At 71.5% G+C, this 25,482-nt stretch carries 22 protein-coding genes; 12 read left to right on the forward strand and 10 right to left on the reverse strand.

All coding sequences use genetic code 11. From position 1 onward, the window contains the following. Window positions 1-40 precede the first annotated feature (40 nt). Window positions 41-334 (reverse strand): WhiB family transcriptional regulator, encoded by a 294-nt coding sequence (locus ACWEMY_RS03065; RefSeq protein ID WP_278264990.1) that lies wholly within the window; start codon window positions 332-334, stop codon window positions 41-43. A 711-nt stretch (window positions 335-1,045) separates the two neighbouring features. On the opposite strand from ACWEMY_RS03065, the gene ACWEMY_RS03070 reads away from it, so the two are divergent. From ACWEMY_RS03070 to ACWEMY_RS03080, 3 genes are all read left to right on the forward strand, one after another. Then, on the forward strand, window positions 1,046-1,789 hold the full coding sequence (locus ACWEMY_RS03070) for a hypothetical protein (protein WP_452388650.1): 744 nt from the start codon (window positions 1,046-1,048) through the stop codon (window positions 1,787-1,789). Window positions 1,790-1,946: 157 nt separating this feature from the next. Beyond that, window positions 1,947-2,525: a sigma-70 family RNA polymerase sigma factor gene (locus ACWEMY_RS03075; RefSeq protein ID WP_278264992.1), complete on the forward strand. Its 579-nt coding sequence runs from the start codon at window positions 1,947-1,949 to the stop codon at window positions 2,523-2,525. Window positions 2,526-2,634: 109 nt separating this feature from the next. Continuing rightward, window positions 2,635-3,627, forward strand: coding sequence for an anti-sigma-D factor RsdA (locus ACWEMY_RS03080; protein WP_452388651.1), 993 nt, complete (start codon window positions 2,635-2,637; stop codon window positions 3,625-3,627). A gap of 121 nt (window positions 3,628-3,748) precedes the next feature. Here the strand turns inward: ACWEMY_RS03080 and ACWEMY_RS03085 are convergent, their stop codons facing one another. After that, window positions 3,749-4,162 (reverse strand): DUF5319 domain-containing protein, encoded by a 414-nt coding sequence (locus tag ACWEMY_RS03085; protein ID WP_022567296.1) that lies wholly within the window; start codon window positions 4,160-4,162, stop codon window positions 3,749-3,751. 219 nt (window positions 4,163-4,381) lie between these two features. Here ACWEMY_RS03085 and guaB point away from each other — a divergent pair, with 219 nt between their 5' ends. Further along, the gene (gene guaB / locus ACWEMY_RS03090) at window positions 4,382-5,926 is read left to right on the forward strand and encodes an IMP dehydrogenase (RefSeq protein ID WP_278264994.1); all 1,545 of its coding nucleotides are present in this window, start codon (window positions 4,382-4,384) and stop codon (window positions 5,924-5,926) included. A 111-nt stretch (window positions 5,927-6,037) separates the two neighbouring features. Next, window positions 6,038-7,192 (forward strand): GuaB3 family IMP dehydrogenase-related protein, encoded by a 1,155-nt coding sequence (locus ACWEMY_RS03095; RefSeq protein WP_452388652.1) that lies wholly within the window; start codon window positions 6,038-6,040, stop codon window positions 7,190-7,192. Here the strand turns inward: ACWEMY_RS03095 and ACWEMY_RS03100 are convergent. Next, a complete protein-coding gene (locus tag ACWEMY_RS03100) occupies window positions 7,189-7,989 on the reverse strand; it encodes an alpha/beta fold hydrolase (RefSeq protein WP_452388653.1) in 801 nt (266 codons plus the stop codon). The two genes, ACWEMY_RS03095 and ACWEMY_RS03100, sit on opposite strands and share 4 nt — an antisense overlap. 81 nt (window positions 7,990-8,070) lie before the next feature. Here ACWEMY_RS03100 and guaA point away from each other — a divergent pair, with 81 nt between their 5' ends. Then, window positions 8,071-9,645 carry a glutamine-hydrolyzing GMP synthase gene (gene guaA, locus ACWEMY_RS03105; protein WP_375934583.1) on the forward strand — a complete coding sequence of 525 codons (1,575 nt, stop codon included), beginning with the start codon at window positions 8,071-8,073 and terminating at the stop codon, window positions 9,643-9,645. A gap of 52 nt (window positions 9,646-9,697) precedes the next feature. On the opposite strand, the gene ACWEMY_RS03110 is transcribed toward guaA, so the two are convergent. From ACWEMY_RS03110 to ACWEMY_RS03130, 5 genes are all read right to left on the reverse strand, one after another. After that, a complete protein-coding gene (locus tag ACWEMY_RS03110; RefSeq protein WP_452388654.1) occupies window positions 9,698-9,859 on the reverse strand; it encodes a hypothetical protein in 162 nt (53 codons plus the stop codon). A 76-nt stretch (window positions 9,860-9,935) separates the two neighbouring features. Beyond that, window positions 9,936-10,139: a hypothetical protein gene (locus tag ACWEMY_RS03115; RefSeq protein WP_452388655.1), complete on the reverse strand. Its 204-nt coding sequence runs from the start codon at window positions 10,137-10,139 to the stop codon at window positions 9,936-9,938. Beyond that, the gene (locus tag ACWEMY_RS03120; protein WP_452388656.1) at window positions 10,132-11,796 is read right to left on the reverse strand and encodes a PspC domain-containing protein; all 1,665 of its coding nucleotides are present in this window, start codon (window positions 11,794-11,796) and stop codon (window positions 10,132-10,134) included. The genes ACWEMY_RS03115 and ACWEMY_RS03120 overlap by 8 nt, the downstream gene beginning before the upstream one ends. 67 nt (window positions 11,797-11,863) lie before the next feature. Next, window positions 11,864-15,709 carry an nSTAND1 domain-containing NTPase gene (locus ACWEMY_RS03125; protein ID WP_452388657.1) on the reverse strand — a complete coding sequence of 1,282 codons (3,846 nt, stop codon included), beginning with the start codon at window positions 15,707-15,709 and terminating at the stop codon, window positions 11,864-11,866. An 84-nt stretch (window positions 15,710-15,793) separates the two neighbouring features. Then, window positions 15,794-16,420, reverse strand: a complete 627-nt coding sequence (locus ACWEMY_RS03130) for an MspA family porin (protein ID WP_375934595.1) — start codon at window positions 16,418-16,420, stop codon at window positions 15,794-15,796. A gap of 553 nt (window positions 16,421-16,973) precedes the next feature. Here ACWEMY_RS03130 and ACWEMY_RS03135 point away from each other — a divergent pair. Both ACWEMY_RS03135 and ACWEMY_RS03140 read left to right on the forward strand, forming a co-directional pair. Continuing rightward, the gene (locus ACWEMY_RS03135) at window positions 16,974-18,275 is read left to right on the forward strand and encodes an ATP-binding protein (RefSeq protein ID WP_452388724.1); all 1,302 of its coding nucleotides are present in this window, start codon (window positions 16,974-16,976) and stop codon (window positions 18,273-18,275) included. A 54-nt stretch (window positions 18,276-18,329) separates the two neighbouring features. After that, window positions 18,330-19,007, forward strand: coding sequence for a response regulator (locus ACWEMY_RS03140; RefSeq protein ID WP_375934598.1), 678 nt, complete (start codon window positions 18,330-18,332; stop codon window positions 19,005-19,007). On the opposite strand, the gene ACWEMY_RS03145 is transcribed toward ACWEMY_RS03140, so the two are convergent. Next, on the reverse strand, window positions 19,008-20,144 hold the full coding sequence (locus ACWEMY_RS03145; protein WP_452388658.1) for a serine/threonine-protein kinase: 1,137 nt from the start codon (window positions 20,142-20,144) through the stop codon (window positions 19,008-19,010). Between the two features lie 245 nt (window positions 20,145-20,389). On the opposite strand from ACWEMY_RS03145, the gene ACWEMY_RS03150 reads away from it, so the two are divergent. The 3 genes from ACWEMY_RS03150 to ACWEMY_RS03160 all read left to right on the forward strand — a co-directional run bounded on the left by ACWEMY_RS03150 (window position 20,390) and on the right by ACWEMY_RS03160 (window position 23,801). Then, on the forward strand, window positions 20,390-21,136 hold the full coding sequence (locus ACWEMY_RS03150; RefSeq protein WP_452388659.1) for a hypothetical protein: 747 nt from the start codon (window positions 20,390-20,392) through the stop codon (window positions 21,134-21,136). Between the two features lie 155 nt (window positions 21,137-21,291). Beyond that, the gene (locus ACWEMY_RS03155; protein ID WP_452388725.1) at window positions 21,292-22,794 is read left to right on the forward strand and encodes a DNA polymerase Y family protein; all 1,503 of its coding nucleotides are present in this window, start codon (window positions 21,292-21,294) and stop codon (window positions 22,792-22,794) included. A gap of 71 nt (window positions 22,795-22,865) precedes the next feature. Next, entirely contained in the window at window positions 22,866-23,801 is a 936-nt protein-coding gene (locus tag ACWEMY_RS03160) for a sucrase ferredoxin (protein WP_452388660.1), read from the forward strand. 144 nt (window positions 23,802-23,945) lie between these two features. On the opposite strand, the gene ACWEMY_RS03165 is transcribed toward ACWEMY_RS03160, so the two are convergent. Continuing rightward, window positions 23,946-24,902, reverse strand: a complete 957-nt coding sequence (locus ACWEMY_RS03165) for an SDR family NAD(P)-dependent oxidoreductase (RefSeq protein ID WP_452388661.1) — start codon at window positions 24,900-24,902, stop codon at window positions 23,946-23,948. 121 nt (window positions 24,903-25,023) lie between these two features. Here ACWEMY_RS03165 and ACWEMY_RS03170 point away from each other — a divergent pair, with 121 nt between their 5' ends. Beyond that, the gene (locus ACWEMY_RS03170) at window positions 25,024-25,479 is read left to right on the forward strand and encodes a hypothetical protein (RefSeq protein WP_375934613.1); all 456 of its coding nucleotides are present in this window, start codon (window positions 25,024-25,026) and stop codon (window positions 25,477-25,479) included. The last annotated feature ends 3 nt before the right edge of the window (window positions 25,480-25,482 follow it).

Raw genomic sequence — 25,482 nt, forward strand, 5'->3', positions numbered from 1 at the left:
GCGCCGGGCCGGGAGGATGGGAGTTGATTTGCCGAAGTATCTAGACGGCCATACGACGCCGGTTGCGGCGCGCGTGCATCTCGCGTTCGGTCTCCGACATCCCGCCCCAGATGCCGTAGGGCTCGCTGACTTTGAGGGCGTGCGCGCGGCACTGCATGAGCACCGGGCAGGCCCGGCAGATCTCCTTGGCGCGCATCTCGCGCGCGGTGCGGGCGCGGCCGCGTTCGCCGTCGGGATGGAAGAAGACGGCGGAGTCCTGGCCGCGGCACGAGCCTCGCATCTGCCAATCCCAGACGTCGGCGTTCGGGCCGGGAAGGTGAGTGGGCATGGGCATGGTGAACTCCTTGTGGTGCGAGCTCGTCAGCGTTGTCGAGCGAGTGGTGCGGCAGGTCTCGGTGCCACCTCGCGGTGGCCGGCTCGACGGTGCCTGACGGTGTCACCCGGCGTGGGTCGCTGTAATTTCGCGCGGCGCCTACCGTGACGGTGAGCTACGTTAGGGGCACGCGGGAATTTCCGTCAATAGTTCGGCGCATTGGTTCCACAAATCGGCATCGCTGAAATTTAACCTGCGCACTGTTTACATTTCACACTCACTCCGTCCATACTGTTCGGTTGGCTATGGATCGATCCCGGCGCGCGGGCCGCGGAATCTGACGTTTCCCCAGGTCGCGCCGGTCAGGGCCGGGTTTCGCCCGTGACGGCACGGCGGGACCCAGTGGCTCGGGTCACAGTGGACCTGTCGCGCGGGGTCCGCCGACATGGCCGAAACGGGGCGCCGAGGTTAATTGCGCGAAACGCATGTGAATTCGAGACTTTGCGGCAGCGGCGGCCACGGGCGGAGATTTACCTGATGGCAACATCGATCCACGAAAGAAAAGCTGACCGGTAGCTGATCGGCGGCCGCCCGGGCATATCACGGGAACGCGCGGCCGGGGGCGGCGGCTAGAGTCTCGGCGTGCGGACAACGGCTTCACCCGGGGATATCGGATCCGAAATACTCGCTGCGACGGCTTTCGGGGCGACCCCCGGTCGCGGCGCTGCGGAGTTGCCGGACCCGCCCGGCTCCCTCGCGCGCTGGCACCGCGCCGTCGCGCTGGGCGCGCAGGGGCGCTACGCCGCCGCCAGGGCCGACCTCCTGCGGCTCGCCCGCACCCCCCTCGATCCGGGCCTGCGCTCGCTGGTCGAGAGCACCCGCGGTTCGCTGCTGCGCCAGCTCGGTGGACACGCCGCGGCCGCCGCCTTCGACGGCCGCGCCGCCACGCTCGCGCTCGGTGCCACCGGCCCCGCCCGCGCCGAAGCGCTGGCCGACGCCTACACCGGCCTGGCCGCCGACGCGCTCGGCACCGGCAGGCTCGCCCTGGCCCACCGCCTGCTCGGCCGCGTCGAACCCCTGCTGGCCGCGGCCCCGCCCCGCGCGCGGGTGCGCTGGCACTGGGTGCGCGCCGAGACCGCCCTGGCCGGCGGTGCCGCCGCGCCCGCGCTGGCCGACGCCGGGCGGGCCGTCGAACTCGCCGAGGCGCTGCCCTCGGTCCGGCACCGCGTGAAATCGGCCCTGCTGCTGGCCGCGTCCACCGCCGCCTCCGGCGACCTCGCCGCGGCGGCGGAAAAGGCCGCGCGGGTCGACCGCGACTGCGCCGCCCACGGCCTGCTGCCCCTGCGCTGGGCCTGCGCGATGCTGCGCGCCGGTGTCGCCGAACCACCCGTCGCGGCGGCCGCCGCGGCCGAAGCCGCTGATCATGCGGCACGAATCCGCGAGCTCGGCGGGGATTTCATCCTGCCGACTCGCTGATGCGCCGCCGGTGATCTTGCTGAGAGGTTTCGCAGAAGGGTGCAGGGTGGCTGGCGACGGATCGAAGGGTCGCTATTGTTAGTTCCGTTCCACCACTTCGGTGGAAGCTCGGTCACATCTGACCGCGCCACTCGTAACGCCAGGAAAATCTCTGACGATGACGCATATGGGCGAAGAGTTGGACCTCGCCGTCGCTGCGGCTGCGCAGGGCGACAGGGCCGCTTTAGCTCAGGTACTGGAACTGATCCGGCCGTTGGTGGTTCGCTACTGCCGTGCTCGGATCGGTGCCGCGGAGCGCGGGCAGCTCTCCGCGGATGATGTTGCGCAAGAGGTCTGTCTGGCTGTGATGACCGCCCTGCCCCGCTATCAGGATCAGGGTCGGCCCTTCATGGCCTTCGTGTACGGCATCGCTTCGCACAAGGTCGCCGACGCCCATCGCAACGCCGCCCGTAACAAGGCGGAGGCGATGGCCGAAGTACCAGATGTCATATCCACCGACCAGGGACCGGAGCAGCGAGCTCTCGACTCGGAGACGAGCAGGCAGATGAACACTCTGCTGGCCACGCTCCCCGAGAAACATCGGGAAATCCTGATCCTGCGCTTGGTCATGGGTCTGTCGGCAGAAGAAACCGCAACCGCTGTGGGCAGCACGGCGGGGGCGATACGGGTAGCCCAGCACAGGGCACTCGCGAAACTGAAGTCACAAGTGGCGAGGGCAGGTGAAATGTATGGCTAGGGATGGCGAGCGCGGTCGAGGCGACCGGAAGGTTTGGCGTGGGTCGCACGACAGCGGTCCCTCAGCCGCCGAGGAAGCCGGTGATTCCGGTCCGGTCGACATCGCGGCGGTGCGCAGCGACGATGCGCTGATCGACGCGATCGCGAGCGACGGACCGGTCCGTACCGACAGCCCCGAAGAATTCCAGCTGGCGTCGCTGCTCGCGGATTGGCGAGCCGACCTGTTGGCCGAACCGATGCCCGCGGGCCCCGATCTGGACACCGTCTTCGCGGCGGTCAACCAGGAGATCGGCGCGCGGCAGGTTCGAGTCGGTGCATCCTCGCGCGGACGTCTACGTCTGGTACGCCCGCTCCTCGGAGCCGCCGCGGCGCTGGCCGTGGTCTTCGGCGGTATCACGGCGTTCTCCTACAATGCCGCTCCCGGTGATCCGCTGTGGCGGGTCAAGGAGGTCGTGTTCAGCGAGCAGGCCCAGTCGACGGTCGTGAAGTACGCCGGCGACGACCTGGCCGCCGCGCAGAGCCTGCTGGACACGGGCAACGCGGAGCAGGCGCGGGCCCGCCTCGAGCAGGCCTCGGCCACCGCGGGCCAGATCGACGACAAGGCCAAGCGCGACGAGATGATCGCGCTGTGGAACATCCTGCGCGATCAGCTGGTCCGGATGGCGCCGGAGATCGGCGCGCAGCTGCCGACCACGGTGCCGTCGAATCCCGGCGAGACCAAGCCGACCTCACCGTCGCCGGCGCAGCCGCAACCCTCGCCCAACCCGGCCACCACGGCCCCGGTCGCGCCGACCGGTCCCGGCACCTCGCCGGAGCCGGGCACCACCGACCCGGAGCCGCCGGTGATCATGCAGACGCCCGCCCCGGAGACCAAGCCGGTCGAGCCGACGCAACCCCCGGTGACCACCCCGCCGCCGGTGACGGTCGAACCGACCGCCCCGGCGACGACCAACCCGCCGACGACCGTCGTCGAGCCGCCGGTCACCGTGCCGACGGTGGTCCCGACCTCGAAGCCGTTGCCGCCCACGGTGCCACCGACCCTGCAGACACCGCCCGCGGTGACCAATCTGCCGGTGCCGCCGCCCTCGGTCCCGGTTTCCTGAATCGACGACGAAGGCCCCGAACCAGCTGGTTCGGGGCCTTCGTCGTATGTCCGGGTGCCCGGCGCATCGTCCCCCGCGCACGCGTGACCGGAGCGGGGGAGCGATGCCGCGAGCGGCGTGCTCAGTTGTCGAAGCCGTCGAATCCGTCGCCGTGGAACGCCTCGTTCATGGACGCGTCCGCGTAGCCGCGGCAGTAGTCCCACGTGACGTAGGCCTCGGGGGTGGGATCGTAGGCGGGCTCGTGCGGACGGACGGTGCCGTCGACGAGTAGCTGCAGCAGGTTCGCCCGCAGCATGTCCCAGTCGTGGTAGTGATCTTGCCGACAATCCTCACAGCTCACGACGAGCCCGCGGATCCCGCGATGGGCCAGCAGGGCTTCGTAGACGGCGAGGTCCGCGAGATCTTCCTCGACCGCGAGGCGCTCATGAGGATCCAGCGGCTCACCGGGCTCGATAGCGTCGAGCGCGGCAGACGGGTCGGAGGGGTCTCCGGCGAAGGGATCCGGCGGCAGGCCAGGTGGTAGATGGTCACGCACATCCCCACGGTACGCAGTACTCGGTGGTCTGCGCCAGCGATGCACCGGGCAAGTTTTGCGGAAGGGCTCACTTCGCAGGGCGAAACACCCGCCGGATACCATGGAATGCAGGCGTCGGCGACTTTGTTCTCACCGACCATCCAAGCGTTCCCGTTCCAGCTGTCGTCGCGTTGCATCTCCAGCGTCGGTGGCTCCGACGACCAGGAGGGGTCGATCCGAATGAGTAATCCCGTGCCGGGCGAACGAATCGCGGTGCGCCCTCCTACGGGTGGCGACGATCCGACCAAGATCGCCATGCTGGGCCTCACGTTCGACGACGTGCTGCTGCTGCCCGCGGCCTCGGATCTCATCCCCAGCTCCGTCGAGACTTCGAGCAGGCTCACCCGTGACATCACCCTGCGCACCCCGCTGGTGAGTTCGGCGATGGACACCGTCACCGAGGCGCGCATGGCCATCGCCATGGCCCGCGCCGGCGGCATGGGTGTGCTGCACCGCAACCTCTCGGGCGCCGATCAGGCCGCCCAGGTGGAGACGGTCAAGCGGTCCGAGGCGGGCATGGTGACCGACCCGGTCACCTGTCGTCCCACCGACACCCTCGCCGAGGTCGACGCCATGTGCGCGCGCTTCCGCATCTCGGGTCTGCCCGTGGTGGACGAGACCGGCGCGCTGGTCGGCATCATCACCAACCGCGACATGCGTTTCGAGGTCGATCAGGACCGCCGCGTCGACGAGGTGATGACCAAGGCGCCGCTGATCACCGCCCAGGAGGGCGTCACCGCCGAGGCCGCCCTCGGCCTGCTACGCCGCCACAAGATCGAGAAGCTGCCGATCGTCGACGGCAACGGCCGCCTGCGTGGCCTGATCACCGTCAAGGACTTCGTCAAGACCGACCAGTACCCCAACGCCACCAAGGACCGCGACGGCCGCCTGCTGGTCGGTGCCGCGATCGGTGTCGGCGAGGACTCCTGGTCGCGCGCGATGACGCTGGCCGACGCCGGGGTCGACGTGCTGATCGTCGACACCGCGCACGGCCACCAGTCGCAGGTGCTGCAGATGGTGTCCAAGGTCAAGGCCGAGGTCGGCGACCGCATCCAGATCGTCGGCGGCAATGTCGCCACCCGGGCGGGCGCCGCGGCGCTGGTCGAGGCGGGCGTGGACGCTGTCAAGGTGGGTGTCGGTCCCGGCTCCATCTGCACCACCCGCGTGGTCGCCGGTGTCGGCGCGCCGCAGATCACCGCGATCCTCGAGGCCGTGGCCGCGTGCAAGCCTGCCGGTGTGCCGGTGATCGCCGACGGTGGCGTGCAGTACTCCGGTGACGTCGCCAAGGCCATCGCCGCCGGTGCCTCCACCGTGATGCTCGGCTCGCTGCTCGCCGGCACCGCCGAGGCCCCCGGTGACCTGATCCTGGTCAACGGCAAGCAGTTCAAGAGCTACCGCGGCATGGGCTCCCTCGGCGCCATGCAGGGCCGCGGCCAGGCCAAGTCCTACTCCAAGGACCGCTACTTCCAGGACGACGTGCTCGCCGAGGACAAGCTGGTCCCCGAGGGCATCGAGGGCCGTGTGCCGTTCCGCGGCCCGGTCAACCAGGTGATCCACCAGCTCGTCGGCGGCCTGCGCGCCGCGATGGGCTACACCGGCTCGCAGAACATCGAGCACCTGCAGAACGCCCAGTTCGTGCAGATCACCGCCGCGGGCCTCAAGGAGAGCCACCCGCACGACATCACCATGACCGTCGAGGCCCCGAACTACACCGGCCGCGGCTGAGTACAATAGATGCGTTTGTGCGCCGGGAGGTACGCTCCCGGCGCACAGCCATGCGGTCGTTCAGGATCGTGAAAACGCGCGCACACGCGCGCCCGAACACAGGGAGCAACTGTGCGTGACATGGTGGAAATCGGTATGGGCAGGGTCGCTCGGCGGACCTACGAGCTCGATGACGTCGACATCGTGCCCTCGCGGCGGACCCGCTCGTCCAAGCAGGTCTCGCTGGCCTGGCAGCTCGACGCCTACCGCTTCGAGATCCCGGTGCTCGCGCACCCCACCGACGCGCTCGTCTCCCCGCGGTTCGCGATCGAGCTGGGCCGCCGTGGTGGCCTCGGTGTGATCAACGGCGAGGGCCTGTGGGCCCGGCACGCCGACGTGCAGTCCAAGATCGACCAGCTCATCGATCTGGTCGACAAGGGGGGTTACGAGAAGGCCATCGCGCTGCTGCAGGAACTGCACGCCGCGCCGATGCAGCCCGATCTGCTGGCCGCCGCCGTCGCCGAGGTGCGCGCGGCCGGGGTCACCACCGCGGTGCGGGTGAGCCCGCAGAACGCCCGCGCGCTGACCCCCGCGCTGGTGCAGGCGGGTGTCGACCTGCTGGTGGTGCAGGGCACCATCATCTCGGCCGAGCACGTGGGCGACGGCGAGCCGCTCAACCTCAAGACCTTCATCGCCGAGCTGGATGTGCCGGTCGTGGCCGGTGGCGTCAGCGATCACCGCACCGCGCTGCACCTGATGCGCACCGGCGCCGCGGGCGTCATCGTGGGCTACGGCTCCTTCCCCGGCGCCACCACCACCGGTGAGGTGCTCGGCATCGGCGTGCCCATGGCCACCGCCATCGCCGACGCCGCCGCCGCGCGCCGCGACTACCTCGACGAGACCGGCGGCCGCTACGTGCACGTCATCGCCGACGGTGACGTGGCCACCTCCGGCCAGCTGGCCAAGGCCATCGCCTGCGGCGCCGACGCCGTGATGCTGGGTGTGCCGCTCTCGGCCGCCGCCGAGGCGCCCGGTCGCGGCTGGTACTGGCCCTCGGCCACCGCGCATCCCTCGGTGCCGCGCGGCTCGTTCCTGCCGGTCGACGAGTCCTGGCTGGACGGTCCCGACGGCGCCGCCGCGCGTCCGAGCCTCGAGCGCGTGCTCTACGGCCCCTCCGACGACCCGTTCGGTTCGCTGAACCTGGTCGGTGGCCTGCGCCGGTCGATGGCCAAGGCGGGCTACTCCGACCTCAAGGAATTCCAGAAGGTCGGGCTCAGCGTCCGCTAACGCGCGGGCGTCAGCGAGACCCGGTCGCGCAGGAACCGGGCGATCGCGGTGTTCACCGGTTCCGGGTGGGTCATCGTGACGGCCAGGCGGGCTCCGTCGATCTCCACGTAGGTGGAGGCGGTGAGCCCGTCGGCCAGCGTGCGCGCCCGGTCGCCGGTGATGCCGCTGTGGGTGGCGTGGATGATCAGCGCGGGGCAGGTGATCTCGCGCAACCGGTCGAGCACCGAATCGCGGCCGAGCAGGCAGCCCACGGCGGCGTCGAGGCCGTTGTGGGCGTCGCCGACCCAGCGGCGGGTCCAGATGCCGCGATACCAGTCGTCGTCGCCGATCAGCCAGTCCGCGAGCCTGCCCGCGGCTTCCGCGCGTGAGCCGCGGTCGTGCCATTCGTCGAGGAAGCGCTGGGTGGCGCGCGACTGTTCCCGGGTGGGGCCGTGGGCCTCGGTGCTGATCAGGATGAGCGCGGCGACCCGTTCCGGCGCGACCAGCGCCGTGCGCAGCGCGGTGAACCCACCCTGCGCGGTGCCGCCGACGACGGCGCGTTCCACCCCGAGGGTGTCGAGCACGGTGAGCGCGTCGCGCGCGGCGGTCCAGTAGGTGAACGGCAGCCGCTGATCCCTGGTGCGTCCGTGCCCGCGCGCGTCCCAGGCCACGATGCGGAATTCCGGTGCCAGCGCGGCCCGCTGGGAGGCGAACATGGTGCGGTCCATGAAGAATTCGTGGGCCAGCAACACCACCGGCCCCGTGCCACCGCTGTCCTCGTAGTAGATGTCGGCATCGATCGCGCGGGCGAATGGCACGTGCACGAGGATAGCCAGCCCCACCGGCCCGCGCGCAAGGAATGGGCCGCCAGCTCGGCTGTCGTGTGCCGTCACTAAACTGTGGCGGTGGCAGAAACTCAGAGACCGGTCCTCGTCGTCGACTTCGGCGCACAGTACGCCCAGCTGATCGCCCGCCGGGTGCGTGAGGCGCGGGTGTTCTCCGAGGTCATTCCGCACACCACCACGGTGGAGGAGATCGCCGAGAAGCAGCCTCTGGCCGTGATCCTGTCCGGCGGCCCGTCGAGCGTGTACGCCGAGGGCGCACCGCAACTCGACGCCCGGCTGTTCGAGCTGGACGTGCCCGTGTTCGGCATCTGCTACGGCTTCCAGGCGATGGCGCAGGCCCTGGGCGGCACCGTCGCGCACACCGGCACCCGCGAATACGGCCGCACCGAACTCAATATCGACGGCGGTGTGCTGCACGGCGGCCTGCCGACCATCCAGCCGGTCTGGATGAGCCACGGCGACGCCGTCACCGACGCCCCCGCGGGCTTCGAGGTCACCGGCACCACCGCCGGCGCCCCGGTCGCCGCGTTCGAGGACCGCGCGCGCCGCCTGGCCGGTGTCCAGTACCACCCCGAGGTGCTGCACTCCCCGCACGGCCAGCAGGTGCTCAGCCGCTTCCTGCACGACCTGGCAGGCATCCCGCCGCAGTGGACTCCCGCCAATATCGCCGAGTCGCTCATCGCGAGCGTGCGCGAGCAGATCGGCGACGGGCACGCGATCTGCGGCCTGTCCGGCGGTGTCGATTCCGCGGTCGCCGCGGCGCTGGTGCAGCGCGCGATCGGTGACCGGCTCACCTGTGTGTTCGTCGACCACGGTCTGCTGCGCGCCGGTGAGCGCGAGCAGGTGCAGCAGGACTTCGTCGCCGCGACCGGTGCCAAGCTGGTCACCGTGGACGCGGTGGACAAGTTCCTCGGCGAGCTGAAGGGCGTCTCCGATCCGGAGGAGAAGCGCAAGATCATCGGCCGCGAGTTCATCCGCTCCTTCGAGGACGCGGTCTCGGGCATCGTGCTCGAGCAGGGCGACGGCACCGCGCCGAAGGTCGAGTTCCTGGTGCAGGGCACCCTCTACCCGGATGTCGTCGAGTCCGGCGGCGGCACCGGCACCGCCAACATCAAGAGCCACCACAATGTCGGCGGCCTGCCCGACGACCTCGAGTTCGACCTGGTCGAGCCGCTGCGGCTGCTGTTCAAGGACGAGGTCCGCGCGGTCGGCCGTGAACTCGGCCTGCCCGAGGAGATCGTCGCCCGCCAGCCCTTCCCGGGTCCCGGCCTCGCGATCCGCATCGTCGGCGAGGTAACCGCCGACCGCCTCGATCTGCTGCGCCAGGCCGACGCCATCGCCCGCGAGGAGCTCACCGCCGCCGACCTGGACAAGCAGATCTGGCAGTGCCCCGTGGTGTTGCTGGCCGATGTCCGCTCGGTCGGTGTGCAGGGTGACGGCCGCACCTACGGTCACCCGATCGTGCTGCGCCCGGTCTCCAGCGAGGACGCGATGACCGCCGACTGGACCCGCCTGCCCTACGACGTGCTCGAGCGCATCTCCACGCGCATCACCAACGAGGTGGCCGAGGTCAACCGCGTGGTCCTCGATGTGACGAGCAAGCCGCCGGGCACCATCGAATGGGAGTGAGATGAACGCGGAGGCGGTGCCGGATTCGGCACCGCCTCCGTCGTTTCCGGGGTCAGGCGGCGCCCTGATCCGAATCCGGTCGTGCCGGTGCGGGCCGGTGGCTGTGCGCCAGCAGCAGCCTGCCCAGCGACAGGCCGCCGGTGACGGGCCGGTGTTCGGCGTGGGTGACCAGGTGTGCGAGCGAACTGACAGTGGTCGGGCGGGAATCGGCCATTACCGTTGTCCTCCAACAGGAATGGCCCGTCGTGGTGACGGGCCATTCCTGGTTCATGGGTCGGTGGTTTCCTTTGTCAGTGCTGTTTGCGGCGGGGCGAGAGCACCAGTAGCAGGCCGATGACGCTGGCGGCGATCACCACGCCCCAGCCGATCGGCAGGACGCCGTTGTCGGGGGTCGGTGCGCCGAGCAGGGCCCACACGCTCAGGGCCAGGGCCAGCAGGCCCGTGCACAGCAGCGAGAAGGCCGGGCGGCGCCGGGTTTCGGTCGGTTCAGCCACGATGCACCTCCGCACTACCCATCCGCACATCGACCCGCAGGTCGAGGACCGGTGCGTTCGGGGTCTGGGGCCCGGACAGCCCGTCGACGCAACTCGAGGCGTCACCGGCGCGGACGTCACAGGTCGTCCGCACCGTCATCGCCTCGGGCAGCAGCACGATCGCCTCACCCATGTTCACCGAGACCTCCACGGCCCGGTTCTCGGTGAGCGTCATGCCACGCAGATCCAGTGTGCCCGAACCCATGTTCACCGCGTAGCTCGGTTCGAGCTCGGTGACCGAGGTGGGCGCCCAGGTGCGTTCCCCCATGGTGGCACCGTCGAACTCGATCGGCCCGATCAGCGAGGCCAGCAGCACGAACCCGGCCAGCGGCGCGGTGAGCACCAGCAGCCCGTACCCGCGCCGCAGGAACGCGCCGACGACGAGCCCGAGCCCCACCACCGCCAGCGCGACGGCGGCGATCCGCGCCGGGGTCATCCACTCCGCTCCGGAGGCCGCGGCGGCCCCGGCGAGGGCGGCGGCCAGGATGGCCAGGCCGATGGTGATCGGGGTGAGCCGGGAACGCGGCCGTTTCGGCACCGGCGGTGCGGGCACCACCGGGGTGTACCCGAGGGGCGCGGGTTCGGGTAGCTCCCAGGCCAGCGGGGCGATGGCCAGGGGGTCCCAGCCCCGGGGGACCTGCGCGGCCAGCCGAGGGGAGGAGGGTTCCTTGCGCAGGACGGCGGTGGGACCGTCACCGGATTCCTCCGGTGCGTCGGTTCGCGGCGAATCCTGTTCACGCTTGCCGAGATTCACGGGGGTGTCGTCGCTCGCCGCCGATGTCGATTCCGGGGCCGTGACGACTGTTTCGTCTTGCGCCGTGTCCGGGACGACGGACTGGTCGGTGTCGGCTGCGGCGCTGCGTGTTTCGACGGACTCCGGGGCGGCAGCGGCGTCCGGAATGGGCGTCGCTTCCGGTGCCGTGTCCTTGTGCAGGGCGACGGTTTCCGTGCGTTCGACCCGCAGGATAGGCGTGGATTCGGCGGTGTCCGTGCGGGTTTCCTCGCGGGGGAGGACGGTGGTGGCCGGATCGGGGACGTAGGCGTCGGGGAGTTTGGTGTACGGCGTGTACATCCCGGTCGCCACATCCGGGCGGTAGGGGTAGCCGCCGAGGGGCGCGCCGGTCGGGTAGCCCGCCGCCGGATAGGGGGCCGGCCGCACGGTCCGGTAGGCGTCGAATCCGGCGGGCAGTTCCGGATGACGCAGATAGAGCATCCACCAGCCCGCGAGCATCAGGCCCATGCTGAGCACCCCGGACCCGCCCATGCCGAACCCGATCGGCCCCATGGTCGACACCGCGATGGCCAGCGCCACGATCAGCACGATCGTCTTGGTCTGCGAGTGCGAGCCGTGCGCGTGGTGGTGTTCCGAGAGTGCCTCCGCCGCCGAGGCCTCGTTACCCGCGGAGCTGAGCACCAGCCAGGCCAGCAGGTAGAGCACGATGCCCGCCCCGCCGAAAATGGTCGACACCACGAACGCCACCCGCAGCAGCACCGGGTCCACGCCGTAGCGCAGCCCGAACCCCGCCGCCACACCCGCGATCGGTCCCTGCCGCGGCAGCCGGACGGGCCGCGTGTGCCACATCTGCTGGATCTGGTCGCCGAAGCTCGCTCTGGTCATGTTCTCCATGGTGGGCCCGACCAGCCCTTTCGCACATCGGGGTGAACCCTGAGAATTGCCCCGGGTCTCACACACACGGCGGCCGATACCCGACATTGGGCACCTGCCCCCGCCAGACCGCCTGCGTGAGCACCCCGGCCGTCCGCGCACAGATCCGCTCCGCCACCCGCTCGGCCTCGAGATCCCAGACCCCGACCTGCCCGTCGTCGGTGACCATGATCAGCTGGTCGCCACGCGGGTGCAGGATCACCTGGCGATTGCGCCCGTCGGAGGAGCCGATCGCGCCACCGATCCGGCGTGGTGAATGCAGGTCGGTGAGGTCCCACAGGCCGGTGATGCCGGCGAAGCCCGAGACGGCGATCGTGCGGCCGTCGGTCGTCGCCGAGGCCGAGGACAGCGGTGCGATCTCCGAGCGCGCGGAGTCGATGAGCGGGGTGAAGGAGTCGGGTGTGTCGGTGTCCCACAGGACGAAGTCATCGGTCCGGACGCTGGCGAGGGTGCGGTTGTCGGGGAGGAACTGTGCGGGCTGGAAGATGTCGTTGCCCTCGAGATCGGACTGGATGACCAAGCGAGGGTTGCGCGGGTCGTCCAGCGCCCAGATCTGGCGGACATAGCGCGGCGCCCAGTTGTCGCCGTTCTCGAAATACGTCAGTGCGGCCCGGGTGCCGTCGGGACTGAGCGTGCCGGAGTAGACCTGGCCGATGGGCGCGGTGATCGGGGCACCGGCCGGGAGGGGCCCGGCACGGTCGGTGACGTCCCACAGCCGCACCGATTCGTCGGAGGTGACCAGCATCCGGTTGCCGTGGACCGTCGAGTACCTGGCATCGGTGGTCGGCCAGGGCGGCAACGTCCGGGGTGCGCGGGGATCGGTCAGGTCGAAGACCAGGCGCTTGGCTCCGGTCCGATCGTGTACCGACAGGGTGCGGCCGTCGGCGCTGAGCGCGGGTGCCGACCAGGCCTGGTCCCCGGGGATGGTCGTCAGCCGCAGCGGGCTGGGGCCGCTGGTATCCCAGACCACCACATCACCGGTGACCGTCAGCATCGCCATGCGGTCGCCGGCCCGATCGAAGACCGGCGTCTCCCGTGCACCCGGCACGGTGTCGACCGCCGTGCGTGGCAGCGACCAGCCGCGCAGCAGTCCGTCGGTGCCGCCACCGAACAGGATCGGTTCCCCGGGGACGAAGAGCAGTGATTTGGCGCCGCCTCGGCAGGGTGAGATCTGAGCGATCGGGCACAGGGCCGGGCTCACCGACAATCTCGGTCCGGCCTGGACCGGCCGGGTCGGGTCGGTGATGCTCCACACCTGTGCGGCCTGGTCGGAACCGATGGCGAGCAGGTTGCCGTCGTCCTCGAAGGCGAGCGCGGTCACCACCTCGTCATCGACCCGGATCGGAGCGTCGTGCGCTCGCGGGCGTGCCGGGTCGGTGATCTGCCACAGGTGCACCCGGCTCGACGGGACGGTGGCTGACTTCATCACGCCGGTGCTCGCCGCCGCCAGCCGGGTGCCGTCCGGGCTGAACGCGAATTCCTGGAGGATGTCGTTCGGCCCGGTGGACATCGGCGGTCCGGCCGGGGTCGCGCCCGCACGGTTCCCGACGTTCCACAGCTGCACGGTGTCGGGTTGGTCGGGGCTGCGCAGGTCGATGGTCCCGACCGCCACCATCGCACCGCGCGGCGCGAACTGGACGGTGTGGATGTCGCCGGTCAGCGCGGTGGTGAACATCCGCGTCGGCCTGGACCGGTCGCCGATGTCCCAGAGCGTGAGGCCGAAGTCGTCGGTCGCGGCCAGCAGCTTTCCGGTCGGATCGACGGCGATGGATGATCCGCGTACGAGGTCGAGCGTGTGCAACAACCGGGGCGCCCGTGGGTGGGCGAGATCCCAGATCTGGACTCCACCCTCCCCTTCGGTGACCGCGTCCGAGCTGCCGGGGACGAACACCAGCTGATCGGCGGGGAACCGGTCGACAGCGGGGATCCGCTGGGGCCGGGCAGGGTCCTCGATGGTCCAGAAGGCGGTCTCGCCACTCTGATCGATCGAGGCGAGCAGCTTGTCGGTAGTGCGCAACGCGAGCCGCTCGACGCTCCAGCTGTGCGCCGCCACCGTACCGGCCAGCGGCATGTCCTGACTGTTCAACAACTGGGTCCGGGTCGCCTCGTCAGGCCGCATCCGATAGGCCGCCAACAGCAACTGCGCCGCCAGCGACGGATCGGTCGTCCGGTTGCGCTGAGCCGCCGCCACCAGCTCGATGTAGTCCCGGTCCGCCGTGCGCTGATCGGCCAGCCTGCTCCGGTCGACGGCCACCACCCCGGTCCCCAGCAGGGCCAGCACCACCGCCGCCACCCCGACCCGCCATCGTCCACCGATCCGCGCGGCCCGCTGCGACGCGTGCAGGAACGCGTCCACCCGCACGCTCAGTGCCGCACCGCGCGTGTGTTCACGCGCGCTGTCGAGCCTTGTCCCGCGATACAGCAGCGCCGAATCACGCGCGGCCGCATCCCATTCCGCCGCGTCGCGTTCCAGCCGCTGACGGACCAGGTGCCCCACCCGGTCGGTCTCGATCCAGCCGCGCAGGCGGGGCCAGGCGGTCAGGACGATCTCGTGCGCGAACTGCACCGACTCCGCGTCCAGGGCCAGCAGGCGGGCGGCAGCGAGGATCTCGAGCACTTCGGCGGTGGCGGCCGGATCGGCGCTGCGGGCGAGCAGGTCGGCCCGGTCGACGGTGCGGCGGGTGTCGCGGGAGTCCTCGCCGACGGTGACCAGCGAGCCGAGCAGTTCGTGGGCGGCGTCCTGCTGGGCGGGGGTGAGTTCGCTCCAGGCCAGTTCGGCGGTCTCGGCGACCGACCCGGCCACCCCACCGGCCTTGCGATACCCGGCGACGGTGAGTTTGCGCCCTTCGCGCTGCTGCCAGGTCGCGGCCATGACGTGCGAGAGCAGTGGCAGCGCGCCGGGGTCGTAGCCGTCGGTGCTGGTGTGCCCGCCGAGCCCGTGCAGTTCGGTGCGGACCAGTTCCTCGAGGCCCTGTTCGAGGGTCAGGCCCGCGGCGGCGGCCGGGCCGGTGATGGCGCGCGAGATCTCGTCCATCGACATCGGGCCGAGCAGATAGTTGTTGCGCCGCAGGCTCTCCCGGAGCACGGGATGGTGCAGGCAGCGTTCGTAGAAGTCGGCGCGCAGGGCGGCGACGACGGTGATCGGGTGCTCGGCGCGGGTGGTCAGCGTCGCGAGTTCGGCCAGGAAATCGGCGCGTTCGGTGTCGTCGCGGCAGAGCGTGAACAGTTCCTCGAACTGGTCGACGATCAGCACCCGCGGATCGTCGGCGAGGGCGGCGGTGAGCCCGGCCGACGGTGTGGTGCCGGGTGTCATCGCGGCCGTCGGCACGTCCAGAGCGGGGCGCAGGCCCGCCGCCAGCAGCGAGGACTTGCCCGCCCCGGACGCGCCGATCAGCACCACGATGCCGGTGCTGTCGCGGACCAGGCCGACGAACTCGGCGGTGGCCTGCTCACGGCCGAAGAACAGCGCGCGTTCCTCGGCGCTGAAGGCGCGCAGGCCGGGGAACGGGCAGGTCTCGCCCGCCCCGGCGGCCGCGGTCCAGGTCACCGATTCCTGCCACAGGCGCTGCCATTCGTGCGGGTCGGCCAGCCGGCGCGGCAGCTCACGCTGGGCCTTCTTGGCCAGCTCGGCCAGGGTGAGCACCACCGGCAGCAGGGATTCGAAGCGAGCGGGCACGTTGCGGCCTGCTTTCCAGTCGCTGATCCGCTGGGCCGACGGTGTGCTCGCCTGGGTGCCGCGCATGCGCCGCTCGGTGGCCGCGGCGACGCGCCGCAGCGTCGGATTGCCCGCCGCGGCATAGAGTTCGGTGAACCGCTGGGCGAAAAGCGCGCGCGGCGAAGAACTCTCCGGATCGATGTTGGTCAAGGAACCCCCCGTTCGATGAAAACGACCGGGAGGAATGATATTTGGTCGAGCGGGACCCGGCACACGGCCGGGTCCCGTTGCGGCTCACAGGAACATGGTGTCGCCGAAGACCGAGGTGGTCGCGGTCACCGAACCCGAGGTGGCGGTGACGGTCGCCCACGAGTAGATGTTGAGCGGTCCCGCGCAGTTGCCCACCATCAGATGGAAGTCGCGGTTCACCAGGTAGGTGGTGCCGGGATCCAGCGCCCGCTCGCCGACGTCGATCTTCTTGATCTCGCCCGGCGCCAGCGACAGGCTCAGGTCCATGCCCGCCGAGATCGACGGGCCGATGTCGACCGACGCGTCCGGACCCGAGGAACCGAAGCCGATCGAGCCACCGGCACCGACCGAGACACCGCCGTCCAGGCCGACGGTCAGGGTCAGGTCCACCGCGCAGGCGACGAAGTAGCCGGAGGTGAGATCGCCGGTCGCGCCCGGCGCGGTGACGTAGACGGTGTTGTCGAGGAACACTTCCCGATTGGTCGGCATGGCGTTGAGCGCGGGCACCTGCCGGTAGGACTCGTCGGTGTGCCCGATGGTCAGCGCGAAGCCGTCGGGCCCGTGGTAGGTCGTCTCGTGCGGTGCCATCGGCGTGGCCGAGGCGATCGGTGTCATGCCCAGAGTGCTCAGCGCGATCGCGGCGGTCCCCAGCACGGTGGTGGTGATGTTCACTGTTCCTCCCCGAAGTGATGGCCGTGATTTCCGGCCCGACATCAAGGTAGGAATCCGGGCTGAGCTCCGGTCGGCAGCCGAGCTCCGGATCGGCTGAGAATCGCAGGTGAGAAGGCTGTGACCGGTTTTCCGGTCCGGCCGCCGGTGCGCCGGTGACGGCACCGGAGGCGCTCGGTGAATGTCCAGCTCAGCAGGGATTTGCGGCCGGACCGGACAGCGATGTCCCAGTTCAGCGCCGGATCGCCGGTCTCGGGGAGCAGATCAGGGACTTTCCTGATGTCGGCACCCCCTCGCGCGTGCCAGTATCGAGAGCATGGATCCGTCTGTTCCCGCCCGTGCGGCCGCCCAAGGACAGCTCGGGTTCCGTGGCGCCCCGGGCAATGCCGCGCCGGTCCCGCCGGAGGGTCCGGGGGCCGCGCGATTCGGCGGGAACCAGCGGGCGAACTGGCCGTCGGCGCTGATCGGGCGAGCCGTCACGCAGCAATACCCCTACCGCCCCGCGCCGGGCTATCCACCCCCCGGCTACGGCGTGCCGCGCGGTTATCGGCCCGGGATGCTGCCGGTGCCGGGGCCGCCGCCGGTGAACCGCCCGGTTCCCGAGATGCCGCGGCTGGTCCGGCGCAGCGGCGGCCGGGTGGTCGGCGGGGTCGCGGGCGGGCTGGCCGACCATCTCGGCGTCGACGTGTTCAAGGTGCGGATGGCGTTCGTGCTGCTGTCCGCGCTGGTCGGCGCGGGCCTGGTGGCCTACGGCCTGCTGTGGATCTTCACCCCCGGCGGCGCCGACGCGACCAAGCCGACCGGTGACGAACGCAGGCAGGCGATCGGCCTGGCCCTGCTGGGCCTCGGCCTCACCGCCACGGTGTCGTGGCTGTTCCAGGGCACCGCGGCGCGGGTGATCGTGCCGATCGTGGTGGTCGCGGTCGGTGCGGCGCTGGTGTGGCGCGAATACGACGCCGCCGCGCCCGGCCCGCGCGCCCTGTTCGGGCTGCCCGCGCGGCCCTCGGTGGTCACCTGGTCGCGCATCGTGGCCGGGGCGACGCTGATCGTGGTCGGGCTGGGTGTGGTGGTGCTGGCCCGGATCGACCTGAGCTCGCTCGGTTCGGCGCTGATCGCGGTGGCGGTCACCCTGATCGGCGCGGGCCTGCTGACGGTGCCGCTGTGGCTGCGCATGGTGCGCGCCCTGGACGCCGAACGCGGCGCCCGCATCCGCAACGAGGAACGCGAGGAGATCGCCTCGCACCTGCACGATTCGGTGCTGCAGACCCTCGCGCTGATCCAGCGCCAGGCCGAGGACCCGCAGGAAGTGCTGCGCCTGGCCCGCAGCCAGGAACGCGAACTGCGCAAATGGCTCTTCGACGACACCGCCCCCGCCCAGTCCAGCCTGGCCGCCGCGCTGCGCACCATCGCCGGGGAGGTGGAGGACCAGCACGGTGTGAAGGTCACCCCGGTCACCGTCGGTGATGTGGCGATGGACCCCGGCGACACCGGCGCCGGGCTGCCCAAGGAACACTTCACCGCCCTGCTCGGCGCCAGCCGCGAAGCGCTGGTCAACGCCGCCAAGCACGCGGGGGTCCCCGAGATCGACCTGTTCGCCGAGGCCGAACCCCATCAGGTGAGCATCTTCGTGCGCGACCGCGGCAGCGGCTTCGATGTCGCCGCCGTCGCCGAGGACCGGCGCGGCCTGGCCAAATCCATTCGCGCCAGGATCGAGCGCCGCGGCGGCACCGCCGAGATCGACTCGACCGTCGGGCGCGGCACCGAGGTCCGCATCGTGCTGCCGCGCTCGGACTCGGGCACCACCGGCCTCGACGAGCCCGCCGACCCGGTCGCCGCGCAACCACCCGCCGACGGGTGACGAGCCGTCCGGGACCCGGTGGCGCCCAGCCGGATCGGGGCCGGTGTGGTACCGATGAGGGCAAGTCGCCGGGATGAGGGAGAGCTGTCAGTGAGTGTGCGGGTGTTTCTGGTCGACGATCACGCGGTATTCCGGTCGGGGGTGCGCGCGGAGCTGAGCCGGGAGACCGATATGGAGATCGTCGGCGAGGCCGGCGGGGTGGCCGAGGCGGTGGCCGGGATCGACGCCGCGCGGCCCGATGTGGTGCTGCTGGACGTGCACATGCCCGACGGCGGCGGGGTGGCGGTGCTGACCGGGATCGCGGCCGGGCCGGTGTGTCTGGCGCTGAGCGTCTCCGATGCCGCCGAGGACGTGATCGCGGTGATCCGGGCCGGTGCGCGCGGGTATGTCACCAAGACCATCTCCGGTGCCGAACTCGCCGACGGCATCCGCCGGGTGGCGGGCGGCGACGCGGTGTTCAGCCCGCGCCTGGCCGGTTTCGTCCTCGATTCCTTCACCGGCCGCTCCCCGGTCCCCGAGCCGCCGCTGGACCCGGAACTGGACTCGCTCACCCCGCGCGAACTGGAAGTCCTGCGCCTGCTGGCCCGCGGCTACACCTACCGCGAGATCGCCGAGACCCTGTTCATCTCGGTGAAGACGGTGGAAACCCACGCCTCGAACGTGCTCCGCAAAACCCAGCAGTCCAACCGCAACGCCCTGACCCGCTGGGCCCACCGCAGGCGAATCGAGTAGTCACATCACCGCGATGATGATCGCGATGAGCAGGACCAGGCCGATGAGGACTCCCGCGCCGATGGCGAGGGGGGCGCCGTTGGGGAGGTTGTCGATGAAGCTGCCGGTGTTCTGGCGGCGCTGGGCAGCGGGGGCGGGTGCCGCCATGGGGGTGCGCTGGGGGCGGGGCAGGGGGGCGGCGTGGGGGCCGCGCAGGCCCGCGGCGGAGTTGCGGGCGGCCCAGGACGGGATGGTGCCGTCTTCGGTGCGCAGCGGGACGCCGAGGATGTAGGCGCCGGTGCCGGGGCCGAAGGCGGCGGTGAGGATCTCGTCGCGGGCCTCGGCCATGGTCGGGCGACGCTGGGGGGCGGGCTCGAGCATGTGCAGCAGCGGCTGGGTGAGGATGCCGCTGCGGGTGGGCGGGATGATCTGGCCCATGGCGGCCCGGGTGACGACATCGTTCTCGTCGTCGTCGAAACCGAACGGCGGCTGGCCCTCCAGCGCGGTGTAGAGGGTGGCGCCGAGGGAGAACACGTCGCTGGCGGGGGTGGGCGTGGCGCCGCGCGCGACCTCGGGCGGGAGGTAGGCGGGGGTGCCGGTGATCACGCCGTCGGGTTCGTCGCCGGTGTCACCGGCGCCCCGGGAGATACCGAAGTCGCTGAGCTTGGCCAGGCCCACGCTCGCGCCGCGGTCGGCGACCAGGATGTTGCCCGGCTTGATGTCGCGGTGCACGATGCCCGCGGCGTGCGCGGCGGCGAGCGCGTCGGCCACCTGCGCGCCGATCTGGGCGACCTCGACCGCGGGCAGCGTGTCGACCATGGCCAGGGCCTTGGCCACGCTGCGCGAGGGTAAGTGCTCCATGACCAGCCACGGCTCGCCCGCCTCGAGCACCACGTCGTAGACGGCGATGGCGTGCTCGTGCGAGAGCTTGGCCGCCACCCGGCCCTCGTGCACCATGGCGGCGCGCAACCGCTCGGCCTCGGCCTCGCTGAGCCCCGCCGTGGACAGCACCTGCTTGATCGCGACATCCCGGTTCAGCAACCGATCGGTCGCGAGCCACACCGCGCCCATGCCACCCCCGCCCAGCTTCGACTGCAGGCGGTAACGGCCCGCGACCAGATAGTCGGGGCCGATATGGGGGCGAGCACGTTCGGTCACGGGTGCGAGGGTAGCCGAATATGCCGCTGACTGGCCGCTATCTCTACTGCCGGGTATCACGCGCGCGCACCCGTCCCGACATCGGATCCGATCGTGGACCCCCGCCGCGGAGCCGGTCCGGGGTGCGTGTCACCCTGGTCGCTATCGAACGTATATTCGAATATGATCGATAGCTGGAACAGTGCTGGAGTTCCGGTACCGGGTGGTTCCCGGGTGCGGGTCCATCGTGGAAGTAGGTGGTGTTGATGGGTTCGTCGCCGGATCGGGCCGCGCGGGAGCGCACGCTCGACGAGCTGCGCAGACGGATGGCCGCGGTGCCGGGGCGCGGGGAGTCAGCGGCCGCCCGCACCCCTCGTGACCAGCCGTTGAGTCGGGAAATGCTGCCCGTTCCGCCGCCGCTGGCCGAGCTGTTGCCCGACGGTGGACTGCCGAAGGGCGCGGTCGTCGCCTACTCCGGCGCGCATTCGCTGCTGACCGGTCTGCTCGCCGCGGTGACCGGTGCGGGTGGGCACGCGGCGGTCGTCGGGCTGCCCCGGCTGGGTTTGCTGGCCGCCGCCGAGATGGGTGCCCAGCTGTCGCGCCTGGCCGTCATCCCCGATCCCGGCCCCGATCCTGCCGAGGTAGCCGCCGTGCTGCTCGACGGGCTCGACCTGGTGGTCCTCGGCCTCGACGGCTTCGCCGTGCCGCCCGCCCGCTGCCGGGTGCTGGCCGCCCGCGCCCGCAACCGCGGCGCCACCCTGATCGCCGCGGGCGGCACCTGGACCGATCCGGCCCTGCGCCTGGACTCCCGCGTCACCGGCTACCGCGGCCTCGGCGCCGGTCGCGGCCGCCTGCGCTCGGTCTGCCTCGACGTCCGCGTCAGCGCCAAGGCGGGCCCACCCCGCCACGGCCGCATGGACCTGTGCGCCCGCGCGGGCCGCACCGAATGGCAGACCCGCGAAACCGGCACCGGCGCCACCGAATTCACCGCTCTACACGAAGCGGTGTCATGAGCACCGGTGCGCGACCGTGAAGCCGTGCGCCATCCGGCTCGCCCGCCTCGGCTCGGCGGACAGCTGGTGGGTCGTTCGAAGGCCGCACCGTGACCGGGCGTGATCGGGTGCTCGCGGTGTGGTGTCCGGACTGGCCCGCCGTGGCGGCCGCGGCGATGGCCGGGGTGGCAGCGGACCGGCCGGTGGCGGTGTTGCGGGGGAACCGGGTGGTCGCGTGTTCGGCCATCGCGCGCGCCGACGGGGTGCGGCGCGGGATGCGGCGGCGCGACGCCCAGGGCTGCTGTCCGGAACTCGTTGTCGTGGCCGATGATCCGGACCGGGACGCGCGCCTGTTCGAGCCGGTGGTCGAGGTCGTCGACGCGACCGTGCCGGGCGTCGAGGTGCTGCGGCCGGGGCTCGTCGTGCTCGGAGCACGCGGTGCCGCACGGTATTTCGGGTCCGAGGAGGCGGCGGCGGAGCAGCTGATCGACGCCGTCGCCGCGGTGGGCGCCGAGGCCCAGATCGGCATCGCCGACGCGGTGTCCACGGCGGTGATCGCGGCGCGGCGCGGCGCCATCGTGACACTGGGGGAGGGCGCCCGGTATCTGGCCGCGCTGCCGGTGGCCGAGCTCGCGAGCGAGCCGAGTCTGGCCGCGCCGGAACGCGCCGAACTGGTCGACCTGTTGCGCCGCTTGGGTTTACGCCGCATCGGCGATTTCGCGCGGCTGTCACCCGCCGAGGTGGCCTCGCGCTTCGGCGCCGACGCCGTCCTCGCGCACCGCACCGCGCGGGCCCTGCCGGAACGCCCGCCCTCGGCGCGTCCACCCGCCCCGGAACTGACCGTCGACCTGGCCTGCGACCCACCGATCGACCGGGTCGACGCCGCCGCCTTCGCGGGCCGCCAACTCGCCACCGGTCTGCACGCGGCGCTCACCGCGGCCGGGGTGGCCTGTACCCGTCTCGCGGTGACCGCGCGCACCGAGGCGGGCGAGGAACTCACCCGCATCTGGCGTTGTGCCCGCCCGCTCACCCCCGCCGACACCGCCGACCGCGTCCGCTGGCAGCTCGACGGCTGGCTCACCCATCGCGCCCGCCCCACCGCGCCCATCGTCGCGCTCACCCTGGAACCGGTCGAGGTGGTCGCCGCAGGCGCGCTGCAACTGGGCCTGTGGGGCGGCGAGGGCGAGGAGACCGAACGGGCTCGCCGCGCGCTGGTCCGCGTGCAGGGGCTGCTCGGTGGTGAGGCGGTGCGCGTCGGTGTCCTCAGTGGTGGTCGCGGTCCCGCCGAGCGCATCACCACGATCGCCCTCGGCGACGAACTCACCCCCGCCGCCGACCCCACCCACCCCTGGCCGGGCAAGCTCCCCGAACCCGCACCCACCCTGCTCCTGCTGCACCGCCCGGTCGTGCGGCTCACCGACGCCGACGGCCTCGCCGTGCTGATCACCGACCGCGGCCTGCTCACCGCCGACCCCGCCCGCCTGCGCTGGGGCCGCAAGGAATGGGCACTGCTCGGCTGGGCCGGGCCCTGGGCGGTCGTCGAACGCTGGTGGTCGGCCGACCCCGCCGCGCCCGCCGTGCGCGTCCAGGTCCAGCTCGACGCCGCCGCCACCGAGATCCGCGCGGTCCTGCTGGTCTACGACGCCACCGACTGGCACGCCGAGGGCGTGTACGAATAGCGCGTTCACCGGGTCCTAGAGTTGTGGTGCCCGTCCCGACCGGCTGGACGGCCGGTCGCGGAAGGAGCGCCATGAACCCGTTCGAGGGGATGCTGTGCTCGGCGGCCGCCGCGGACCTCCCGCTGCCCGGCACCGCCGTGCACGTCACCGGCTGGCTGTGTATCGAGCATCCCGGGGCGTGGGGGCGCGACGTGATCGGCGACCAGGTGCTCGGCCCCGAGATCACCGCCGAACTGGCCGCGCGCACCTCGGCCGCGAAGGTCCGCCCGACGCTGATCCGTCGGCCCGGCCGCCACGAATTCACCGGCAGGCGCACCGTCCTGCTGGCCGCCTCGCGCCCGGAGGGCTCGTGGTGCGAGCGATTCGAGATCACCGACCTGCGCGAGCTCTTCGACCTCGACCTGCATCTCACCGCGGGCCCGGCTCCGGGAATCGGTGTGCCCGTGGACGATCCGATCGTGCTGGTCTGCGCCCACGGCAAACGCGACCAGTGCTGCGCGCTGCTGGGCAGGCCGATCGCGGCGGCGCTGTCGGCCGGGCATCCCGGCCGGATCTGGGAGGCCTCGCACACCGGCGGTCACCGGTTCGCCCCCGCCGTCGTGGTGCTCCCCACCGGTCTCACCTACGGCCGCGTCGACGTCCCCGCCGCCGAGGCGCTGCTCACCGCGGCCGACGCGGGCGAGGTCTCGCTCACCGGCCTGCGCGGCCGCAGCTGTTACCCGCCGATCGCCCAGCTCGCCGAAGTCGCTGTCCGCGAACAGATCCCGGCGGCCCTCGATGACCTCACCGTCCACCTCGACCCGGCCCCCACCGACGACCCCACCCTCGCGGGCGCCGCCATCGTCACCCACCGCGACGGCCGCCGCTGGCACGTCACCGCCCGCACCGCCGCCGCCGATCCCCGCCAGGCCAGCTGCCACGCCGCCCCCAAACCGGCCACCTACCTGGAAGCGGTCTCGGTCCAGGAACTCGTCGCGGCCCAGGGCGATCAGCCACCGTCGCGGTAGGGCGCTCCGCCGGGACGGCACCGCTCGCGGCCCCCTGCGCCGCGAGCGGTCGGCCACGGTGAGCCGGGTGTCCGGGAACCGCTCACGGTGTGCGGTCCCCGGCTGCCGATCACCCGGCTCGATTCGTCTCCGGCGCAGCCCGATTCACCAATGCGTCCCCGGCACCCATCGCGCCGCCCGGCGCAGCGCGGTCCCGGTGGCCTTGCGGGCGGCCGAGCGCGGCTTGGGCGCGGGCGCCGGCGGAACCTCCACCGGCACCTCCTCGACCGATTCACCCTTGGCCGCAGGCGAATCCGGCAGCGCGCGGTAGTAGCGGTGCAGAACGCGGTCGCGCAGGCGCGGGGTGATGATGCCGCCGTATTCGGCCAGCGTGCCGAGCGGCACGTCGATGCGCTTGGGGCGTTCGGTGAGGGCGCGCACGATGGTGCCCGCGGCCCACTCGGGGGACTCGGAGGGGCCCTGGTCGCCGCTGGGGGCGATCATCGGGGTGCGCACCAGCGGCATGTGGATGGTGGTGAAACCGACTCCGTCGGCGAGGGTTTCGACCGCGGCCACCTCGGCGAACTTGTCCAGCGCGGCCTTGCTGGCCAGGTACGCGGCGAAGCGGGGCGTGGCCACCTGCACGCCGGCGCTGGAGATGTTGACGATGTGGCCGAAGCCGCGCTCGCGCATCTGCGGCAGCAGGGCGAGGGTCATCCGGACGGCGCCGAAGTAGTTGACCGCCATGGTGCGCTCGAAGTCGTGCATGCGGTCGGTGGACCGGTGGATGGCGCGGCGGATGGACCGGCCCGCGTTGTTGACCAGCATGTCGACGTGCCCGTGCTGGTCCAGCACGGCCTTCACGGCGGCCTCCACCGATGCGGCGTCGGTGACGTCGCACTGATAGCCGTAGGCGCGCCCGCCCGCGTCGGTGATCTCGGTGACCACCTCGGCGAGCTCGTCGCCGCGCCGGGCGAGGAGGAAGACCACGGCGCCCTTGTCCGCGACCGCGAGCGCGGCGGCCCGCCCGATCCCGGACGACGCGCCGGTGATGACGACATGCCTGCCGGTCAGCTCACGCTGCCGCTTACGGCCCTGTGCACCTGGAGAAACCTGGGACATCACTGCTCCTTTGCAGCTCGTTCCCTCCTAACTTACTCCAAAGTAAGTTCCCTGACCAGACTCGAAAATATGTTCGAAAGCCTCTCGCCAATATTCGAACGTATGTGCGATACTGGTGCACATGGCGGACGATCGGATGGCGGATATCTATGCCGCGGTGCGGCTCGGCGGTTTCGATCAGGCGGCGGCGCGCGCCGCGCTGACCAGGCTCTGGGAGGAGATAGGGGAAGGCGGCGACCCGTTGCATCGCTGCGTGATCGCGCATCACCTGGCCGATGTGCAGGAGTTGCCGGAGGGTGCGCTGCTGTGGGATCAGCGAGCGCTGGCCGCGGTGTTCGGGCCGGGCATCCCGCTCGACGAGGGCCTGCGCGGCTTCCTGCCCTCGCTGTATCTGAACCTGGCCGACAGTCACCGCCGCGTCGGTGACTTCGACATGGCGCGGATGCAGCTGGCCATCGCGCGCGGGCACCTCGACGTGCTCGCCAACGATGCCTACGGCGCGGTGATCCGCTCGGGTCTCGAGCATGTGGAGGCGGCGCTCGAGACGTGCTCGATGGAGCGTTTGCCCGCGAGCTGACGG

This window comes from Nocardia sp. NPDC004415 (assembly GCF_053602435.1).

Excerpts from the sequence above, each read along its gene's own strand:
- ACWEMY_RS03065 (WP_278264990.1), bottom strand. The coding sequence starts at position 334 with ATGCCCATGCCCACTCACCTTCCCGGCCCGAACGCCGACGTCTGGGAT.
- ACWEMY_RS03075 (WP_278264992.1), top strand. The coding sequence starts at position 1,947 with ATGACGCATATGGGCGAAGAGTTGGACCTCGCCGTCGCTGCGGCTGCG.
- guaB (WP_278264994.1), top strand. The coding sequence starts at position 4,382 with ATGAGTAATCCCGTGCCGGGCGAACGAATCGCGGTGCGCCCTCCTACG.
- ACWEMY_RS03110 (WP_452388654.1), bottom strand. The coding sequence starts at position 9,859 with ATGGCCGATTCCCGCCCGACCACTGTCAGTTCGCTCGCACACCTGGTC.
- ACWEMY_RS03120 (WP_452388656.1), bottom strand. The coding sequence starts at position 11,796 with ATGACCAGAGCGAGCTTCGGCGACCAGATCCAGCAGATGTGGCACACG.
- ACWEMY_RS03135 (WP_452388724.1), top strand. The coding sequence starts at position 16,974 with ATGCTGCCGGTGCCGGGGCCGCCGCCGGTGAACCGCCCGGTTCCCGAG.
- ACWEMY_RS03140 (WP_375934598.1), top strand. The coding sequence starts at position 18,330 with ATGAGGGCAAGTCGCCGGGATGAGGGAGAGCTGTCAGTGAGTGTGCGG.
- ACWEMY_RS03150 (WP_452388659.1), top strand. The coding sequence starts at position 20,390 with ATGGGTTCGTCGCCGGATCGGGCCGCGCGGGAGCGCACGCTCGACGAG.
- ACWEMY_RS03155 (WP_452388725.1), top strand. The coding sequence starts at position 21,292 with ATGGCCGGGGTGGCAGCGGACCGGCCGGTGGCGGTGTTGCGGGGGAAC.
- ACWEMY_RS03160 (WP_452388660.1), top strand. The coding sequence starts at position 22,866 with ATGAACCCGTTCGAGGGGATGCTGTGCTCGGCGGCCGCCGCGGACCTC.
- ACWEMY_RS03165 (WP_452388661.1), bottom strand. The coding sequence starts at position 24,902 with ATGTCCCAGGTTTCTCCAGGTGCACAGGGCCGTAAGCGGCAGCGTGAG.
- ACWEMY_RS03170 (WP_375934613.1), top strand. The coding sequence starts at position 25,024 with ATGGCGGACGATCGGATGGCGGATATCTATGCCGCGGTGCGGCTCGGC.